11 protein-coding genes are annotated in these 18,731 nt (G+C 64.4%); 6 read left to right on the top strand and 5 right to left on the bottom strand.

The features are described 5' to 3' along the window. Positions 1-32 precede the first annotated feature (32 nt). From LV476_RS03370 to glgB, 4 genes are all read right to left on the bottom strand, one after another. On the bottom strand, positions 33-428 hold the full coding sequence (locus LV476_RS03370) for a PilZ domain-containing protein (RefSeq protein WP_250073435.1): 396 nt from the start codon (positions 426-428) through the stop codon (positions 33-35). Then, positions 418-2,703: a DUF1631 family protein gene (locus LV476_RS03365; protein ID WP_250073433.1), complete on the bottom strand. Its 2,286-nt coding sequence runs from the start codon at positions 2,701-2,703 to the stop codon at positions 418-420. Before LV476_RS03365 ends, LV476_RS03370 begins: the two co-directional genes overlap by 11 nt. Beyond that, positions 2,700-4,148, bottom strand: coding sequence for a glycogen synthase GlgA (gene glgA / locus LV476_RS03360; RefSeq protein WP_250076233.1), 1,449 nt, complete (start codon positions 4,146-4,148; stop codon positions 2,700-2,702). Before glgA ends, LV476_RS03365 begins: the two co-directional genes overlap by 4 nt. 154 nt (positions 4,149-4,302) lie before the next feature. Next, the gene (gene glgB, locus LV476_RS03355; protein ID WP_250073418.1) at positions 4,303-6,474 is read right to left on the bottom strand and encodes a 1,4-alpha-glucan branching protein GlgB; all 2,172 of its coding nucleotides are present in this window, start codon (positions 6,472-6,474) and stop codon (positions 4,303-4,305) included. A 273-nt stretch (positions 6,475-6,747) separates the two neighbouring features. Between glgB and glgC the strand changes: the two genes are divergently transcribed. From glgC to malQ, 3 genes are read left to right on the top strand one after another with little or no spacing between them, the layout of a single operon-like run. Further along, positions 6,748-8,019, top strand: a complete 1,272-nt coding sequence (glgC, locus tag LV476_RS03350; protein ID WP_284047401.1) for a glucose-1-phosphate adenylyltransferase — start codon at positions 6,748-6,750, stop codon at positions 8,017-8,019. A 49-nt stretch (positions 8,020-8,068) separates the two neighbouring features. Continuing rightward, complete coding sequence (locus LV476_RS03345) at positions 8,069-9,772, top strand: glycoside hydrolase family 57 protein (protein WP_250073409.1); 1,704 nt, start codon at positions 8,069-8,071, stop codon at positions 9,770-9,772. After that, the gene (malQ, locus tag LV476_RS03340) at positions 9,769-11,223 is read left to right on the top strand and encodes a 4-alpha-glucanotransferase (RefSeq protein ID WP_250073393.1); all 1,455 of its coding nucleotides are present in this window, start codon (positions 9,769-9,771) and stop codon (positions 11,221-11,223) included. Before LV476_RS03345 ends, malQ begins: the two co-directional genes overlap by 4 nt. A gap of 71 nt (positions 11,224-11,294) precedes the next feature. Here malQ and ppc read toward each other — a convergent pair whose 3' ends face one another. Next, on the bottom strand, positions 11,295-14,111 hold the full coding sequence (ppc, locus tag LV476_RS03335; protein ID WP_250073390.1) for a phosphoenolpyruvate carboxylase: 2,817 nt from the start codon (positions 14,109-14,111) through the stop codon (positions 11,295-11,297). A gap of 405 nt (positions 14,112-14,516) precedes the next feature. On the opposite strand from ppc, the gene gnd reads away from it, so the two are divergent. Genes gnd through pgi form a run of 3 tightly spaced genes read left to right on the top strand, consistent with a single transcriptional unit; the run spans position 14,517 to position 18,682 of the window. Continuing rightward, positions 14,517-15,440, top strand: coding sequence for a phosphogluconate dehydrogenase (NAD(+)-dependent, decarboxylating) (gene gnd / locus LV476_RS03330; RefSeq protein ID WP_250073388.1), 924 nt, complete (start codon positions 14,517-14,519; stop codon positions 15,438-15,440). 51 nt (positions 15,441-15,491) lie between these two features. Further along, on the top strand, positions 15,492-17,003 hold the full coding sequence (gene zwf, locus LV476_RS03325; protein WP_250073379.1) for a glucose-6-phosphate dehydrogenase: 1,512 nt from the start codon (positions 15,492-15,494) through the stop codon (positions 17,001-17,003). 26 nt (positions 17,004-17,029) lie between these two features. Continuing rightward, entirely contained in the window at positions 17,030-18,682 is a 1,653-nt protein-coding gene (gene pgi / locus LV476_RS03320) for a glucose-6-phosphate isomerase (RefSeq protein WP_250073378.1), read from the top strand. Positions 18,683-18,731 lie beyond the last annotated feature (49 nt).

The following is an 18,731-nucleotide window of genomic DNA, read 5'->3' as shown; positions in this document are numbered from 1 at the left end:
GTGCGGCGGGAATGCGCTCCCGCCTTGGGAGGTCAGGCCAGAAACAGGGCTCGCCAGTCGCGATTGTCGTGCTGTGACTGATCCGGACTCTCGTCGGCAGGTGGCAGCTCGATCCCGACCTGGCACTGGCCGTCGTCGAGCCCCCGTACCCAGATCACGTCGCCGATGAGGTAGAACGGTTCGCTGGTCTCGTCGAGACGGGCCACCACCTCGACGGGAGTACCCGGCGTCACCCGCTCGGCCCACTCGGCATCGCAGCACAGATTCAGGCCATTGGCGCTGATGTCGACGATCGCTCCGCTACCAACAGGGTGGGCTTCCTTTCTCAGGCGCAGCAGGCCCTTGCCGGACTTGTCCAGCCGCAAGAAATCGCGGCGGTCCTGCAGCCGTTCGTTGCCTGCCGAGGCGGTCGCGTGGTCAGAACTCATCGCGATGCTCCTCCAGTTGACTTCGCAGCCGCTCGGTGGCGCGGACGAAGCGCGGGTTGTCGAAAACCAGGCGGGTGCGTTCCTCGAGCAGGTCCTCGATGACCTGCGCCACCGGAAGACTCAGCTTCGCCTGTCCGGTGCGGTTGGCGAAGTTGACGACGCCGTTCTCGGTATCGAGATTGCGGATCTTCAGGCGCCGCAGCGCGCGGCCGGGGCCGGTATGGACCTCGAACCATTCCTCACTCTGCGCCTGCTGGTCGAAGAACTCTTGCACGAAGTCCAATGATGCAAGTAGCAGGCCATCGCGAGGAACGCCGGAGGCGGGCGCTTCGTCTTCCGGTGCCGGCTCCGCGTCCTCGGGAGATGCTTCGGCTTCCACTTCCTCGACCACAGCGACGTCCGGCGAGGGTTCGCTCGGCTCGGGCGCACTGAGGTCGACCGGTGACGGAATGTCGATGCTGGCCGTGTGCTCCGTGGCTTCGACCGGCTTGGAATCGAGCTCCGGTGTGTCATCGGTTGACGCTGCGGTGTCAAGGTTCGACTCGAGTGCCTCGGCTTCGACCGGCTCCTGCTCCGCCGCCGGGTTCGGTGCGACATCCTCCGCTGTCGGTTCCGCCTGTGGCGGCGCCGAGGCGGGTTCGCTGGCAGCGGGGCGCTCCGGGATGCTCATTTCCGGCATCTCCAGGCTGTGTCGGGCCTGTTCCTCGAGGTATTCGACGAAGCCGTCGAGCGCCTGTTGTTCCTCGGTGTACAGACCGTCGCCAGCCGTTTCGTTGAACAATCGGGTGGCCTGGCGACGGTATTCGTCGACGTCCGGCTGCTCGAGGGTCGGGTCGAGTTGCAGGGTGAGCGTGTCCTGGAGCAGGCCGATAATGCCCGACCAGGGCGCGCTCTGGCGGCCCTGGTTGATCATGGTGCGCACCATGAAGGGCTGGAAGGTCCTGTTCAGTACCGTGCGGGTCGCATCCCGCAGCGGCATGTCGGCGACGTGGCCGGCGAGGATCTTCTCGACGCGCGTCTGGCAGCGTTGCTCGATCAGCGCGAGGCGATCGCGCGCGGGGGCCGTGCGCGTCTCCTCGTGTTCCACCCGCTTGCCGCGGGAGATGTCGTGCATCTGGTCCGCGAGGCTTCGCAGCTGATCCGGCTTGTCGATGACGGCCTGCTGGATCGGCACCAGCATGTCGGCTGTGTCCTGCACGTTGGTCTTGAGGTCCGGGTCCGAACCGATCAGCGCCATCAGGTTGATGATGCGGCGGCCGGGATGATCGGCATCCGACAGGAAATGCCGATCGCGCACCGCGAGCAGCAGGATGGCGAGCTGCAGCGAGGCGATCTGGCGTCGATGGCGGGGGTCGATCAATTCGTCATTCAGCACGTCCGCGAAGGTCATGCCGACCAGGCGGATGAGGTCCCGGCTGCGTGCAGGCCAGTTACCGATGGGTAGTGTCGGTTCGATCCGCTCCATGACGAATTCGGCAAAGGCATCTGCGCGCCAGTCCTGATCGCGTTCGAAACGGAACAGGTATTGGTCGTCTCCGCCGATGGTGGCCCGGACCAGGGGCACCAGGTGTTCGGCGAGCTCCTCGGGTGACGGGCCGGCCCGTTGCGGGGCTGTGGGTGCCGTTTCCGGTGGCGGGGCGACATGCAGTGTCGGCTCGGCGTCTTCCAGCGGGTCTCGCAGTCGCTTGATCCCGGGAAGGACTCCCACCTGGATGAGATAGTCGTTGAGGACGGAGTAGACCGGCGCCAGCCGGTTGAGTACCTGCTCCGGCCAGTGGGCGATCAGCCGCAGACGAAGTGCGACCGGCAGCTCGCCGCTCTGGGCGAGGAATGCTCGGCTGATGGACTCCATGGTGTAGAGGTGCGCCGGTACGGCATCCGGATCGTCGCTGTGAAGCTGCCCGATCCGGGCCTCGAACTGGGCGTGTTCGATCCCGCAGCGCTGCTTGGCGTCGGCGAGCGCATCCTCGAACTGGATGCCGCGCGAGCGGTCACCAATCAGCTCATGCCAGTCCGGTTGTGCCGCGTCCGTTTCGGGGGCGAGCAGCTTCTCCGCCAGCCCGCGGGAGAAGCCCTCCTGTTCGCGTCGTGCCTCGGCAATCGCCTGGAATGCCTCTGCACGGCGGTCCTCGTCAGATTCGTTGGAGGCGAGGTCGAACAGCTGGCGTTCGACCCGCGCGAACAATCGTCTGACACCCTCGTGCAAGGCGGCTCCCATCAGGCGAGCCAGTTCGTCGCGGACCTGGGCGGGACTGGTCTGGAATCGGTTCATCATTGCGCGTCGGGTTTCGTGATCGCTCGGTAGAGGTCGAGATAGGAACGTGCGCTGGCACCCCAGTCGTAATGTTGAGCCATGGCCCGTTTCCGGACCCGGGACAAGTCGTCCGGGCGGCGGAACAGGGCGTCGAACTCGTCGATCGACCAGAGGATCGCGTTCATGTCCAGATGGTTCATCACGATGCCCGTCGCGGTGCCGTCGCGCAGACTCGCCGGGGTGACCGGCGTGACCGTGTCGGCGAGGCCGCCCACCTGGTGGACGATCGGCACCGTGCCGTACTTGAGGCTGTAGAGCTGGTTGAGGCCGCAGGGCTCGAACCGGCTCGGCATGATGAACGCATCTCCCCCTCCTTCCATGCGGTGGGCCAGACCCTCGTCGTAGCCGATTCGCACCGCGATCCGTTCCGGATCGGCCTCGGCGCGAGCGCGCAGCGCCTGTTCGAACCGCGCCTCGCCACTGCCGAGACAGGCGAATTGCACGTCTCGCTGACCGAGCATCGACAGCGCCTGGATCAGCAGGTCGATGCCTTTCTGCTCGACCAGCCGGCCGACGTGCACAATCAAGGGCACATCATCCCGTATCGGCAGGCCGAGCTCTTTCTGAAGGGCAGCCTTGTTTTCTTTCTTGCCGGCAAGATCCGCTTGCGAATAGTTCGTCACCAGAGCGGTGTCCTGTTCCGGATCCCAGTCCGAGCCGATGCCGTTGAGAATGCCTACCAGCGAGTCGCGGCGATGGCGGAGCAGCCCGTCGAGGCCGTATCCGAACTCGTGGGTCTGGATCTCCCTGGCGTAATTCGGGCTGACCGTGGTGATGCGGTCGGCGAAGACAATGCCGCCCTTGATGAACGACATGTTGCCCCAGTATTCGAGCCCGTCGGGGCGCCACAGGCTCCAGGGCAGGCCAAGACGTTCGAACGTCGACCGGTCGAAGACCCCTTGATATGCGAGGTTGTGCAGCGTGAATACCGTCTTGGGCTTGTCCGCCTCGTGAAGCAGGGCGGGAATCAGGCCGGTCTGCCAGTCGTTGGCGTGCACGACGTCCGGTTGCCACTCGGGGTCGACGTCGCCGGTTGCCAGGGCGACGGCCGCCCGAGCGAACAGGGCGAAGCGATCCGGGTTGTCGTGCCAGGAATTCCCGTCCGGTCCCATGTAGGGGTTGCCCTGGCGGGCCGAGAAGGTGGGGTGGTCCACTAGGTAGACGGGCACGCCGCTGTCGGGCATCACGGTCTGCAGGATGTCCACCGGCTGGCCGAGCACATCAATGTGAGCCACGTGTTCCGTGGTCTGGTCCTCGCGCAGCGCGAGATCGCCATAGCGAGGCAGGACGAGACGGACAGTGACGCCGAGCTCGGTCAGCGCCGCCGGCAGGGCGCCGGAGACGTCGGCGAGTCCCCCGGTCTTCATCAGGGGATAGGCTTCACTGGTCGCGAACAACACAGACAGCGACACGTCGGTATCTCCTCGATTCGATTGAGCGGGTGGTCAGTTCACGGCACGGCCGTATCCGGGCAGGGGACCGTGGTCGGAGTATCGCATGTTATCCGATTGCTGTGTTCCGACCACGGGCTCATCATCCGCGCCCGGCGCCTCGCCGGCGTCAGTGGCCGGAATACTTGAGAACGACCGCACTCAGGCCCGGGATGTCGAGCGAGAGGCTCGCGGGCTGGCCGTGCCAGGGTGTCTCGTCGGCCGCCGTGGGTTGCGGGTTTTGGCCCGAGCCGCCGAATTCCGCGCTGTCGGTATTCAGCAGTACCTGGTAACGCCCGGTCTTGGGGACGCCGACGCGGTAACCCGACCGCGAGACTGGCGTGAAATTCATCACGATCACCAGGCTCTCGAAGTGACCGTGGCGGCAGAAGCTCACGACCGACTGGTTGCGGTCGTTGCAGTCGATCCACTCGAAGCCGCCGGCCTGAAAGTCCCGCTCGTGCAGTGCCGGTTCCTGGCGGTAGCGGAAATTGAGCTGGTCGACCAGCGCCTGGATGCCTTGATGATGGGGATATTCCAGCATCCACCAGTCGAGTTCGCGGGCGTGCGACCATTCGTTGCCCTGGCCGAACTCCGTGCCCATGAACAGGAGCTTTTTGCCGGGGAAGGTGAATTGCCAGGCGAACAGCAGCCGCAGGTTGGCGAAACGTTGCCACTCGTCACCCGGCATCTTGTTGGGCAGGGCGCGTTTGCCGTGCACGACCTCGTCGTGGGACAGCGGCAGGATGAAGTTCTCGGAAAACGCGTACAGCAGCCCGAAGGTGAGCAGGTTGTGGTGGTGCGGACGGTGGAGCGGGTCCTCGCTGAAATAGGCAAGCGAGTCGTTCATCCAACCCATGTTCCACTTCATCGAGAACCCGAGCCCGCCATCGTCCGGCGGGCGGGAGACCATCGGCCAGGCGGTCGACTCCTCGGCCATCATCAGGGTGCCGGGATTGCGTGACAGGATGGTGTGGTTGAGTCGCTGCAGGAATTCGATCGCTTCGAGGTTCTCGCGGCCGCCGTGCTTGTTCGGCAGCCAATCGCCAGCTTGACGGGAGTAGTCGAGGTAGAGCATCGAGGCGACGGCATCCACGCGCAGGCCGTCGAGGTGCAGGTGCTCGATCCAGTATTGCGCCGAGGCGATCAGGAAGTTTTCCACCTCCCGGCGACCGTAGTTGAAGATCAGCGTGCCCCAGTCGCGGTGCTCGCCGCGACGGGGGTCCTCGTGCTCGTAGAGGGCGCTGCCGTCGAAACGGGCCAGGGCGAAATCGTCTCGCGGAAAATGGGCCGGGACCCAGTCGAGGATCACCCCGATCCCGGCCGCGTGGGCGCGGTCGACGAAACGGCAGAATGCGTCTGGCGTGCCGAAGCGGCTGCTGGGAGCGAAATAGCCAGTGGTCTGGTAGCCCCACGAGCCGTCGAACGGGTGCTCGGTTACCGGCAGCAGCTCGATGTGCGTGAACCCGCGTTCCTGGACATAGGGGATGAGCTGGTCGGCGAGCTGGTCGTAGCTGAGGAAGTCGCCGTTGTTGCGCCGCCACGAGCCCAGGTGGACCTCGTAGATCGAGATCGGCGCCTGGTCCCAGTGCCACTGTTCACGCCGAGAGATCCAGTCCTCATCCTGCCAGTCGAAGTGCTGAAAGGCGGGTACGATGGCCGCGGTGTCGGGGCGTTTCTCGAACGACCGCCCGACCGGATCGGTGCGCAGCCGGGTCTCGCCAGTCAGCCGGCTGGTGATTTCGTACTTGTAGAGATCGCCGACGTTCACGCCGGGGATGAACAGCTCCCAGACGCCGCTTTCCCCCAGCACGCGCATCGGGTGGCGGCGTCCATCCCAGTCGTTGAAGCTGCCGACCACACTTACCCGCTCGGCGTTGGGTGCCCAGACGGAAAAGCGCGTGCCGACGATGCCGTCGACGGACAGGACCTGCGCGCCCAGCATCTGCCATAGTTGCAGGTGGCGTCCCTCGGCGAACAGGTGGAGATCGAGCTCGCCCACGGTGGGCAGGAAGCTGTAGGGATCGATCACCTGATACTCGTGGCCGTCATCGAGTGTGACGCGATACTCGGGGTGCGCGGGAACCCACTCCTTGGGCAGGGCGACCTCGAACAGTCCCGGGCAGTCCGGGTGCGCGTTCAGGCCGACGGGCTCACCGTCGCGATCCCGCGTCTCCACATGGGCGGCGTGCGGCTGGAAGGTGCGAAGGCGGAGGTTGCCCTGGTCGTCTGCATGCATGCCGAGCACCCGGTGCGGGTCGTGGTGGCGCACATCAATCAGGGCTTGAAGGTCGTTATCCATTCGGTCTCGATTCGAGATTGATCATGTCGGACGCAGGCCGAGCGAGCCCCTTTTGAAGGTGCTCGCCGCCGAACACTGACTATGGCATAGCTCGAGAGGTCCGGCGAATTTGCCTGCGGGTCGCTCGTCGCGACGCGGCAGGTTCCCCGGCGTCGGGAAATTTGTTATCCAACGGAAATGCGGATGAGCTAGTCTCTAGGCTTGATCAGGATGACGGGCCGGAGCGGGTCCGTGACAACCTCGCATTGGATGGAGTTGGAGAGGTCTGGCCACATGATTGTCGATAGCCCCAAACGACTCGTCAGTCGTATCACCCGGGACACCCTGGCCCTGGTGCTTGCCGGAGGTCGTGGCTCGCGCCTGCGCCAGCTGACCGACTGGCGGGCCAAGCCGGCCGTCCCGTTCGGGGGCAAGTTCCGCATCATCGATTTCCCTTTGTCGAACTGCGTCAACTCCGGCATCCGGCGGATGGGGGTGCTCACGCAGTACAAGGCCCATTCGCTGATCAAGCACGTACAACTCGGCTGGGGCGGCAACCACGTGGCTCGTGGCGAATTCGTCGAACTGTTGCCCGCCCAGCAGCGTGTCAACGACCAGTCGTGGTACAGCGGCACGGCCGACGCGGTCTACCAGAACATCGATATCCTGCGGGCGCACGATGCCGAGTACACGCTGATCCTTGCCGGCGACCACGTCTACAAGATGGATTACGGGCCGATGATCGCCTATCACGTCGAGAAGGAGGCGGATCTGACGGTGGGCTGCATCGAGGTGCCCGTCGAGCAGGCCCGCTCGTTCGGCGTGATGGATATCGACTCGGAAGGCCGGATTCACAGTTTCGTCGAGAAGCCCGAGAATCCGCCCACCATGCCGCGTTCGCCGGATCATTCACTGGCCTCGATGGGCATCTATGTCTTCCGTACCGATTTCCTGTTCGAACAGCTCATTCGCGACGCGGACGATCCGGACTCCGAACACGACTTCGGCAAGAACGTGATCCCGCGACTGATCGAGGAGCATCAGGTTTTCGCCTATCCGTTCCGAGAGCCGGGTCAGGACGAGCAGTCCTACTGGCGTGATGTCGGGACGATCGACTCCTATTGGTCGGCGAACCTCGAGTTGATCGGGGTGGAGCCGGATCTGAATCTCTACGACACGGAATGGCCGATCTGGACCTACCAGGAGCAACTGCCGCCCGCCAAGTTCGTCTTCGACGAGGACGGCCGTCGGGGCACGGCCATCGATTCGATGGTCAGCGGCGGCTGCATCATCTCGGGGGCCGTGGTGCGCCATTCGCTCCTGTTCTCCAACGTGATGGTGCGCGAACAGGCCTATGTCGAGGATGCGGTCATCCTGCCGAACGTTCAGGTGGGCGAGGGCGCCGAGGTTCGGCGTGCCGTGATCGACAAGGGCTGCATCATCCCGCCCGACATGAAGATCGGTGTCGATGCCAACGCGGATCGCGAACGTTTCGAGGTCAGTCCCAACGGCGTCGTGCTGGTCACCCCGCAGATGCTCGGCCAGAAGCTTCACATGGTGCGCTAAATCGCCTCGTCAGGCGATCGGCTTGCTGCCAAGTTCGGGAATGGGTGACATGATGAACAAGCTTCCCGTGGTGTTCCTTTGGCACATGCATCAGCCGGAATACCGCGATCCGCGCGACGGTGTTTATCAGCAGCCCTGGACGTACCTGCACGCGCTCAAGGATTACGTCGACATGGCCGCGCACCTCGAGCGCTGGCCCGAAGCGCGCGCGGTCGTTAATTTCGTACCGATCCTCCTTGAGCAGCTGGAGGACTACGCCACCCAAATCGCACGATATCGAGAGTCGGGGAAGAGCGAGGGCCTGCGCGATGCGGTTCTCAAGAGCCTCGCCGATCCGGGAGCGCTGGTCGGCGAGGAGCGCAGCCGCGCGCTCTTCGCGTTGCAGCGCGCCAACCGCGAGCGGATGATCGACCGCTTCCCGACGTTCGATCGACTGATCGATGTGGCCGAGGCGCTTTCTGCCACGGATGCGCCCGGGCGTTACGCCGATGATGCCTTTCTGGGCGATCTCTCGACCTGGTACCACCTGGCCTGGTGTGGTGAGACGTTGCGCCAGACCCATCCGCTCATTGCCAGCCTGGAAGAGCAGGGCGGGAATTTCTCCGCCGAGTCACGTCAGGCATTGGTTGAGCTGATCGGCGAAACCATCGCCGGATTGTTCGAGCGCTACCGGACGCTGGCGGAGCGCGGGCAGGTCGAGCTGTCGATGACACCTTACGCCCACCCGATCGTGCCACTGCTTCAGGACCTGCGGGCTGGAACGGAGAGCGAGCCGGCCGCTCCTCAGCCTGAGGCGACCGACTACCCGGGTGGCGAGGACCGGGCGCTGTGGCACATCGAGCACGGCCGCGAGGTGTTTCGTCGTCTGCTGCGCGTCGAACCGGCGGGGTGCTGGCCGTCGGAAGGGGCGATTTCCGATCCGACGTGTCGTCTGCTGGCACAGGCGGGTTTCGACTGGATGGCCAGTGGCCAGCAGGTGCTGCGCAACAGCCTCAATCACGCGCGGCAGGAACTGCACTGTCAGCACCGATCGTATGAGCGTCCGGACCAATCCATCCGTCTGTTCTTCCGCGATGACGGCCTGTCCGATCGCATCGGGTTCGACTACCAGAACTGGCATGCCGACGATGCCGTCGGGGATCTGGTTCACCACCTGGTCTCGATCGCTGATACCTGCAAGCACCTCGAGGTCGACGCCCCGATCGTGCCGATCATTCTCGACGGCGAGAATGCCTGGGAGCATTACCCCGACAACGGGTTCTGGCTGCTCGACGGGCTCTACAAGCGACTGTCCGATCATCCGCGTCTGCAGATGACCACGTTCTCCGAGTATCTGTCCGGGCAACCCTCGGCAGTGACCTTGCGTGCGCTCGTGGCTGGCAGTTGGGTGTACGGAAATCTTGCCACCTGGGTGGGGGAAGCGGCCAAGAACCGCGCCTGGGATCGGCTGGTGGAGGCACGCGAGGCGTATTTGTCCGCCGAGGAAAAAGGGTTCTGGGATGACGAAACCGCCCGACGCAACGCGCGGCAGCTTGCGGTCTGCGAGGGATCCGACTGGTTCTGGTGGTTCGATGACGACAGTCCGGCCGACGCCGTGCGGGACTTCGATCGGCTGTTCCGTCTCCAGCTTGCCCGGCTGTACGAACTGATCGAGGAAACGCCACCCGAGGCGCTGGACATGCCCGTCTGCGAGCCCGTTCCCGACGATGGGCGCGAGAAGACCGGCGGAACGATGCGCCGCGGCCAGGCATGAACGACGATCTCGGCCACTGCGAGCCGCCGGCGACTCGGCGGCGTGCGGGATTGCTCCTGCCGGTTGCCAGCCTGTCGGAACCGGGGTTCGGTCGGGCAGCGCGTGAGCTGATTGATTTCCTGGTCCGCTCGGGGCTGTCGGTGTGGCAGATGCTGCCGCTCGGTCCGACGCATCCTGACGGTTCGCCCTACCAGTGCCTGTCGTCGTTCGCCCTGGAGCCGTCGTTGCTCGATGAACGGGATCTGGCCGCGGACCCGGCATTCGCCCCCGGAACACCGGTTGCCGAGCGTCGTCGGGGAGGGGGTGCCAGTCCGGCGCTGTACGAGGGGTTCATCGCCTTCCGTGAACGGGAGGCCGAGTGGCTGGACGATTATTGTCGATTCATGGTGGTGCGCGCGACTCAGGGTGGTCGGTCGTGGTTCGACTGGCCGAGCGGGCTGCGTGATCGGGAGGCGTCGGTCATGAAGGCGTTCGTGCAGGAGCACGCCGGTAGCATCGAGGCGGCGGCCTTCGAACAGTTCCTGCTCGATCGCCAATGGAAAGCGCTCCGGGGGCAGGCGCGGGAGAACGGCATTTGCCTGTTCGGCGATCTGCCGATCTTTGTCGCCGGTGACTCGGCCGATGTCTGGGCCAATCGGGCGCTGTTCGATCTGGACGTCGATGGTCGGCCCAGCGTGGTGGCCGGTGTCCCGCCTGACTACTTTTCGGCGACCGGCCAGCGCTGGGGTAATCCGTTGTTCGATTTTGAGCGGATGGCGGAAGACGACTTTGCCTGGTGGCGATCCCGGTTGGCGCGTCACCTCGAATTGTACGACTGGGTGCGCATCGACCACTTCCGCGCGTTTTCGGCCTACTGGGCCATTCCGGCCGAGGATGACGATGCGACCAGCGGACGCTGGGTGGAGGCGCCAGGCGATGACCTGCTCGAGTCACTCAGGCGGGTGGGGGACAGCGACCTGCCGCTGGTGGCCGAGGACCTTGGAGTGATAACGCCCGAGGTGACTGCGTTGCGCGATCGCTTCGGCCTGCCCGGCATGGTCGTGCTGCAGTTCGCTTTCGACGGCAGCGAGGGCAACCCGCACCGGCCCGACCGCCATAGGCCGCAAAGCGTCGTCTACACGGGCACGCACGACAACGACACCACGCTCGGATGGTGGTGGTCGCTTGACGATGCCCAGCGCGCCGGGATCAGGCGAGAACTGGAAACCGTTGCCGGCATCGATCCGGCCACGCCGATGCCCGATGCGCTGGTAGAGGTGGCTCTGGGCTCGCGTGCTTCGCTGGCGATACTGCCCGTCGCGGATCTGCTGAATCTGGGTTCGGAGGCGCGCATCAACGTCCCGGGCACCTCGGAGGGCAACTGGACGTGGCGGTTACCGGCCGGTGCGCTGGATGACGAGATGGCCGAACGCACCCGGATAAGGCTGGCCGCGCACGACCGCCTGATCTGAGGTGTTTTGAAACGAGAAAAGCCACCGCAACGCGGTGGCTTTTGGTTTTCACGGCACGGACTGCAGGCGGCCTAACCGGTGTTTCGCATCCCCGCGGCGATCGCGTTGATGCTGCGCAGCAGCGGCGGCAGCCACTTCTCGCGCTCGGCCTCCGGTACGGTTTCGTCCCGGTGGCGCGCCAGCAGGGTGATCTGGATGTGGTTGAGCACGTCCAGGTACGGATTGCGCCGCTTCATCGAGGTGCCGATGTACTCGTCGATCTCGATCAGGTTCTTCGCGTGTGCGACTTCCAGCAGTTGGTCGACGGTGCACTCGTACTCGGTCCGGATCTTCTCGTAGACCGCTTCTGCCTGCTCCTTGTCGGAGACAAGGCCGGCGTATTCGCGGGCGATGTTCATTTCCCCCTTGGTCAGCGACAGCTGCGTGTTGCGCAGCACGCTATGGAAGAACGGCCACTGCTCGAACAGTTCGTGCAGCACGTCCTCGCGCCCCGGGTTCTCCTCGCGCCAGCGCTTGATGGCCGAGCCGATCCCGTACCACGCCGGCAGCGTGTGGCGCGACTGTGACCAGCCGAATACCCACGGGATCGCGCGGACCGAGGCCTTCGACAGGTCACCCTTCTTCCGCGAGGTCGGGCGCGAGCCGATGTTGAGCAGGCCGAGCTCACGCACCGGGGTCGCTTCGTGGAAGTAATGGAAGAAAAACGGCGTGTGATCGGTGAGGTCGCGATAGGTCTCCTCGCCGAAGCGGGCGAGATCCGAAACCACCTGCTCGTAGTCCGGCGGGACCGGATCTTCCGCGACCACCTGGTGGCGGGCTGCCTTCATCAGGCCGGTTGCCCCCATGGTCAGCTCGTAGATCGCCGTCTCGTTATTGCTGTACTTCGAGGAGAGCACCTCGCCCTGTTCGGTGAACTTGATCTGTCCCTCGACGGTGCCTTGTGGCAGGGAGAGGATCGACTCGTGGGTCGGGCCGCCGCCGCGTGCCACGGTACCGCCACGGCCGTGGAACAGGCGGCACTCGATGCCGTGCTCGCGGGTCACGCGGATGACACGCTTCTGGGCGTTGTACAGGCTCCAGGTAGAGGCGAGCGAGCCGCCATCCTTGCAGGAGTCCGAATAGCCGAGCATGACCTCTTGCAGTTCGCCCGAGGCGCGCACCAGACCGCGGTAGGTCGGGTTGTCGAACAGGCGGCCGAGCACGTGCTCGATGTGCTTGAGATCCTCGATGGTCTCGAACAGCGGCGAGACCTGGATGTCGCTGAACCACTCGCCGGCGTCGTTCTTGCCGACCAGTCCGGTGATCGAGGCGAGATACATCACCTCCATCACGTGGCTGGCCGAGTGGGTCATCGAGATGACGTAGGTGCCGAAGCACTCGCGGCTGATGTGATCGATCAGCTGGCGCTTGACCTCGAGGACCTTGATCACCTCGCGGCTCTTCTCGCTGAGATCGGAGAGCGACTCGGCACGATGGGTGCCGGCCTCGATCAGCTCGCCCAGCACGCGGGTGCGGTCGTCCTCGGCCAGGTTGGCGTAGTCGACGTCTGGCGCGAGTTGCTTCAGGACTTCGCTGACGGTCTCGGTGTGTTCGGTGGACTCCTGGCGGATGTCCAGACGGACCAGATGCCAGCCGAAGGTCTCGGCGAGACGGATCAGGTCCTTGAGGTCGCCGTCGGCCAGCAGGTGGTCACCGATGCCGGTCAGCGAATCGCGCAGCCGGTAGAGATCGTCGAGAAACGCGTCCTTGCTCTGGTAGGCGCGCGGGTCGAGTTGGGCCGGCTTGCGATCGAGCTCGCTGTGGATGTAGGCGAGGTTGTAGCGCAGGCGCTGGCGGATCGCACGCAGCTTGAGACGGTAGGGCTCCTCGGGGAAGAACTCGCCGTTGTGCGTGTTCTGCTCGAGCATGTCGAGCGCTTCGGCATCCGCCTTGAGCTGCAGCTGCTGGCAGTCGATCTCCGGGACCAGCTGCAGCGAGTGGGTCAGGATGCGCTTGAGTGTCTCGATCCGGTCGAGGTACTCGTTGATGATGGTTTCCGAGGCGAGGCAGACGGCCTGGATGGTGACGTCGTGCGTCACGTAGGGGTTGCCGTCGCGGTCGCCGCCGATCCAGGAGCCGAACTTGAACAGGCTCGGCACCTTGACCGGGTTGTCGGGGTGGGTCTCGTTGTAGTTCAGGTTGACCGCCCGCTCGAGGTAGCGATACGCCTTGGGCACCGCGGCGAAGATCGAGGTGCGGAAGTAATACATGCCCAGGCGGATCTCGTCTGCCACTTCAGGGCGCGTCGTGCGCACCTCGTTGGTGCGCAGCAGGGCGAGGATGATCGACTTGACCTCGTCGAGCAGTCGCTCGCGCTCGACACCGGTCGCCTCGGGACGATCGAGCTCACCGCAGAGCAGGAAGATCCGGCGCTGCAGGTCCATCACGGTCCGGCGTTTGGCCTCGGTCGGGTGAGCGGTGAACACCGGCATGTAGACCAGCTGGTCGAGCAACCCCTGGAGTTGCTCCGGGGTCATGCCCTCGCGGTGGAAGCCGCGGATGGTGTCATAGAACGATCCGCGCCACAGGCGCAGCCCGCGGCGGATCTGGCGGCGACGGTGCTGGTGGGAATAGTCTTCTTCGGCAATGTTCACCAGGTTGAAGTACAAGCCATAGGCACGCACGACGAGGTTCAGGCTGTTGGCGTCGAGGCCCTCGATCTCGTCCATCAACTGCTGGTAAAGCGCCTTGTCGTGGCTCTTGCGCAGATGGATGAAGCCACGGCGGAGGCTCTCGACCGTGTCGAACACGGTTTCGCCGGCCTGCTCACGCAGCACTTCACCGAGGAGGTTGCCGAACAGGCGCACTCGTGCGCGCAGGGCCTTGTCCTTGTCTTTGCTTGTCGTCATCGCGTCTGTTGTCTCGCGGCTTGATGTAGGCGGCTCCGTACCGGGGGTCGCGGCGGCCGGAGAGGGCACCCGACCCAGGGGGTGGCCCGTGGAATACGGTCGGGTGCATCCAGAAAATCGCGGGCATTATATCGATTTCTGCCCCTTCTTGCCCGCACAGACCATGACCGCCGCGCCCTCGCCAAAGTTCTCGCGGATTGGTTTGACCCTGACAAGGGGCGTCCGGGACGCCGTTACCGCGGTCATAGAAATCACACTCACCTGGACTACGCTCAGGTAAGAGGCCCGCCGCGAACGCGTAGGCGTGGCGTGGACCTTGCATGACCAATTCTCGTCAACCATGGGGCAAATGCCGATTCGCCCGATGGTTCTTGATGTTTCGTTTCCACTCAGGGTGATTCCGTTATGAAACTCGCGATTTTCGGTCTTGGACGCATGGGTGCCAACATGGCTCGCCGGCTTTCCCGTGGAGGCATCACGGTGGTGGCACACAACCGGAGCCGCGAGCCGATCGACGAGCTGGTCCGGGAGGAGGAAAACGTGTTGCCGGCCTACACCGAGGCGGACGTGTTCGACTCGCTGGACGCTCCGCGCGTGATCTGGCTGATGTTGCCGGCCGGCGAGGTGACCCAAGCGGCGATCGAACGACTTCTGCCCCGAATGGAGCGCGGAGACGTGCTGGTCGATGGTGGCAATTCCCGCTACAGCGAGACCGTGGCGCATGCGGCTCGTGTCGAAGAAGCGGGTGTGCACTTCCTCGACTGCGGCACATCCGGGGGCGTGTGGGGGCTGAAGAACGGTTACAGCCTGATGGTGGGCGGCAGCGAAGCCGGTTTCGCCCACATCGAACCCGCCATTCGGACTCTGGCCCCGAGCCCCGACAGTGGTTGGGGGCACGTTGGCCCTGCCGGTTCCGGGCATTTCGTCAAGATGATCCACAACGGCATCGAATACGGAATGATGCAGGCCATGGCCGAGGGGCTGGCGGTGCTGCGCAAGAAGGAAGAGTTCGACCTCGATCTCGCCCAGGTCACCGAGTTGTGGCGAGAGGGCTCGGTGGTGCAGAGCTGGCTTCTCGACCTCACGGCTGAGGCGTTGAAGAACGAAGGGCAGGGGCTCGAGGCCATCCAGCCGAAAGTCGCCGATTCGGGGGAAGGGCGCTGGACGGCGATCGAGGCGATCGATCTCGGCGTGGCCGCGCCGGTGATGACCCTGGCCCTGCAGATGCGGTTCGCGAGTCAGGACGACGAGGGGTACGGCAACCGCGTTCTGGCCATGATGCGCAATGCGTTCGGCGGTCATGCGGTTCAGCGTCGAGGAGGGGACTAGCGCTGCCGGATTCCGTCACGCCTCATCACCGCTACCGCCGGGGTCAACATCATGCGCAAGCCCGTTCATCGTAATCCACCTCAACCGGTCACGTTCGTCATCTTCGGCGCGACGGGCAACCTCTCGCGTCAGAAGCTCCTTCCAGCTCTCTATCAACTCGAGGTGGCAGGGCGGCTGGCCGAAGGCACCCGGATCGTGGGATTCGGTCGCCGCGACTGGGATGACGAGGCCTGGCGCGAGGAGGTGCGTCGCCTGTGTCTGGCCGGGGGAGAGGAACCCTGTCCCGAGGACGAGGCGATCGACCGGCTGTTGCCGAAACTGCATTTTCTAAACGGCGATATCAACGAGTCGAGTTGTTTCGAGAATCTGGCGAGCCGACTGGAAAAGGCCGAGTTTCCCGACTGTGTCGTCTTCTATTTCGCGGTCGCGCCGTCGGCCTTCGGGGCGATTTGCCGCAACCTGGGCGTCTGCGGACTGACCGACGAGAGCCGAGGCTGTCGTCGGGCCGTGATCGAGAAGCCGTTCGGCCACGATGTCGACAGCGCCCACGCGCTCGACGGTCTGCTGCACCAGTACTTCGACGAGCGCCAGATATTCCGCATCGACCACTACCTCGGCAAGGGAACCGTGCAGAACATCATGGTGATGCGGTTCGCCAACCTGCTACTCGAGCCGTTGTGGAACCGGAACTACATCGATCATGTCCAGATATCCCATGCCGAGCAGCAGGGTATCGAGGGGCGGGGCGGTTACTACGATTCCGCCGGTGCCCTGCGTGACATGGTCCAGAGCCACCTGATGCAGATGCTCACGCTCGTGGCGATGGAACCACCAGCCTCGATGGATGCCGAAGCGGTTCGTGATGAAAAGGTGAAAGTGTTGCGCTGCATTCGACCCATCTCTCATCGGGGTGTGCATGCTCAGGCCTTCCGCGCGCAGTACGCTCGGGGGACCGTCGAGGGCATCAACGAGCCGGGATACCTGGACGAACCGGGTGTTCCTGCCGACTCGGTGACGGAGACGTACGCGGCACTGAAGCTCTACATCGACAACTGGCGCTGGCGGGACGTGCCGTTCTACCTGCGCACGGGGAAGCGGCTGGCCAAGAGTCATTCCCAGATATCGATCCGGTTTCGGGAGCCGCCCCAGCAGCTGTTCCGTGAGACCCAGATCTCGAACACGGTGCCCAACTGGCTTCTGATCGGCATTCAGCCGGAAGAGAATTTCCGGTTCGAAGTGCAGATCAAGACCGAAGGGCTGGAAATGCGGACCCGGACCGTGCAGATGGATGCCAGTTACACGGGGCCCGTGCCACCCAATCTGGATGCCTATGCCAGCCTGCTCCTCGACGCGATCAACGGCGACCAGACGCTGTTCCTTCGGTATGATGAGGTGTCATGGGCCTGGCGGGTGGTCGACCCGATCCTGCGCAACTGGGCAGTTGAACGGGACTACATCCCGACGTATCCGGCGGGCAGCTGGGGTCCGCCGGAGGCCGACCGGCTGTTCGACTCCGATTCCCACCGCTGGCGAAACAATCTCAAGATCCCCGGGGAGGATTGATGCAAAAGGAACGGTATGTCGGCCGAATGAGTCCGATATGGCAGCTGCTCGAGGTCAAGGCGACCGAACACATGCGCCGCCATCCGAACGAATGGTTCGAGACCGACCCCGAGCGCGCCAACCGCCTGAGCGGCAATGCCGCAGGCTTGTCGATCGACTATTCGAAGCAGCGGGTGACGGACGACGTCATCGACGGGCTGATCGCGCTGGCCGAGGAACGCAAGGTTCTCGAATTGCGCGATGCGATGTTCAACGGCGAGCACATCAACGGCAGCGAGGATCGTGCCGTTCTGCACGTGGCACTGCGCAACCGTTCCAACCGTCCGATCTACCTCGATGGCGAGGACGTCATGCCCGAGGTGAATGCGGTACTCGACCACATGGAAACCTTCGTCGAGGCGGTCCAGTCGGGTGAATGGCGTGGTTATGCCGGTGATCCGATCACCGACGTGGTCAATATAGGCGTAGGCGGTTCCGACCTGGGTACCCGTATGGTTTGCCGTGCACTCGGTTCCTACGCGGATCGCGGCATCCGGGTGCATTTCGTCTCCAATATCGCGCCGAGCGACCTGGCCTCGAAGCTGGACGTGCTCGATCCCAGAACAACCCTGTTCGTGGTGGCTTCCAAGAGTTTCGGCACCCAGGAAACCCTCGCCAATGCGCGCTCCGCGCGGCGCTGGTTCCTTCAGAGCGCCCCGGACGAGGCGGCGATCGCCAAGCATTTCGTCGCGGTATCAACCCACACGCAGCGCGTGCGGGACTTCGGCATCGATCCGGCCAACATGTTTCCCATCTGGGACTGGGTGGGCGGCCGTTACTCGCTCTGGTCGGCCATCGGCCTGCCGATCGCGCTGTTTCTGGGCATGGATCGCTTCAAGCGTCTGCTCGATGGGGCCCATGCGCTCGACGAAGAATTCCGCCTCAACACCGGGCGCGACAACCTGCCGTTGATTCTCGGCCTGATCGACGTCTGGAATGCCGATTTCCTCGGTTCGGACTCCCTGGCCATCTTCCCCTATGGCACCCGGCTGGGGTTCCTGCCCGCGCACCTGCAGCAGGTGATGATGGAATCCAACGGCAAGCGGGTCCGTATCGATGGCCAGCCGGTCGATTCCCATACCAGTGCGGTGCTGTGGGGTGGGCTGGGTACCAACGGCCAGCACGCCTTCTACCAGCTGCTGCACCAGGGCACGCGTCTGATTCCTTCCGACTTCATCAGCGCGATTCGCACTCATTCGCCGATCGGCAGTCAGCAGCGGCAGTTGCTCGCCAACCTGGTGGCGCAGAGCCGTGCGTTGATGCTCGGTCGCACGGAGGAAGACATCGAGGATCAGATGCGTGCGGAAGGAGCCAGCGAGGAGACCATCGAGCGCATCGCTCCGCACCGCGTCTGCCCGGGTGGTCAGCCGTCCAACACCATCCTGTTCCCGCAGATGACTCCCGAAGCCGTCGGGGCGCTGCTCGCTCTGTACGAGCACCGGGTGTTTGTCGCCGGGGCGGTCTGGCAGATCGACTCCTTCGACCAGTGGGGCGTGGAGCTGGGCAAGCAGATGGCGAACGAACTCGAGCCGTTCATCGGCACGGATCGTCCGGACGGTTCCTTCGACGGCTCGACGCAATGGCTGCTCAGCGAGATTCGTAGTCACTGGGAGCCCGGTCAGAACGCCGAGGATGGCTGAACGGCAGGCCGCTCGCGGCAGGACGTCGGTGGGAAACCCGGCGCACTGC

It is taken from the genome of Guyparkeria hydrothermalis (assembly GCF_023555385.1).
GTDB lineage: Bacteria > Pseudomonadota > Gammaproteobacteria > Halothiobacillales > Halothiobacillaceae > Guyparkeria > Guyparkeria hydrothermalis_A.
This window is presented reverse-complemented; position numbering and strand designations above follow the sequence as displayed.

Coding starts and splice junctions, on each gene's coding strand:
- LV476_RS03370 (WP_250073435.1), bottom strand. CDS start 428: ATGAGTTCTGACCACGCGACCGCCTCGGCAGGCAACGAACGGCTGCAG.
- malQ (WP_250073393.1), top strand. CDS start 9,769: ATGAACGACGATCTCGGCCACTGCGAGCCGCCGGCGACTCGGCGGCGT.
- ppc (WP_250073390.1), bottom strand. CDS start 14,111: ATGACGACAAGCAAAGACAAGGACAAGGCCCTGCGCGCACGAGTGCGC.
- pgi (WP_250073378.1), top strand. CDS start 17,030: ATGAGTCCGATATGGCAGCTGCTCGAGGTCAAGGCGACCGAACACATG.
- glgC (WP_284047401.1), top strand. CDS start 6,748: ATGATTGTCGATAGCCCCAAACGACTCGTCAGTCGTATCACCCGGGAC.
- gnd (WP_250073388.1), top strand. CDS start 14,517: ATGAAACTCGCGATTTTCGGTCTTGGACGCATGGGTGCCAACATGGCT.
- LV476_RS03365 (WP_250073433.1), bottom strand. CDS start 2,703: ATGATGAACCGATTCCAGACCAGTCCCGCCCAGGTCCGCGACGAACTG.
- LV476_RS03345 (WP_250073409.1), top strand. CDS start 8,069: ATGATGAACAAGCTTCCCGTGGTGTTCCTTTGGCACATGCATCAGCCG.
- zwf (WP_250073379.1), top strand. CDS start 15,492: ATGCGCAAGCCCGTTCATCGTAATCCACCTCAACCGGTCACGTTCGTC.
- glgB (WP_250073418.1), bottom strand. CDS start 6,474: ATGGATAACGACCTTCAAGCCCTGATTGATGTGCGCCACCACGACCCG.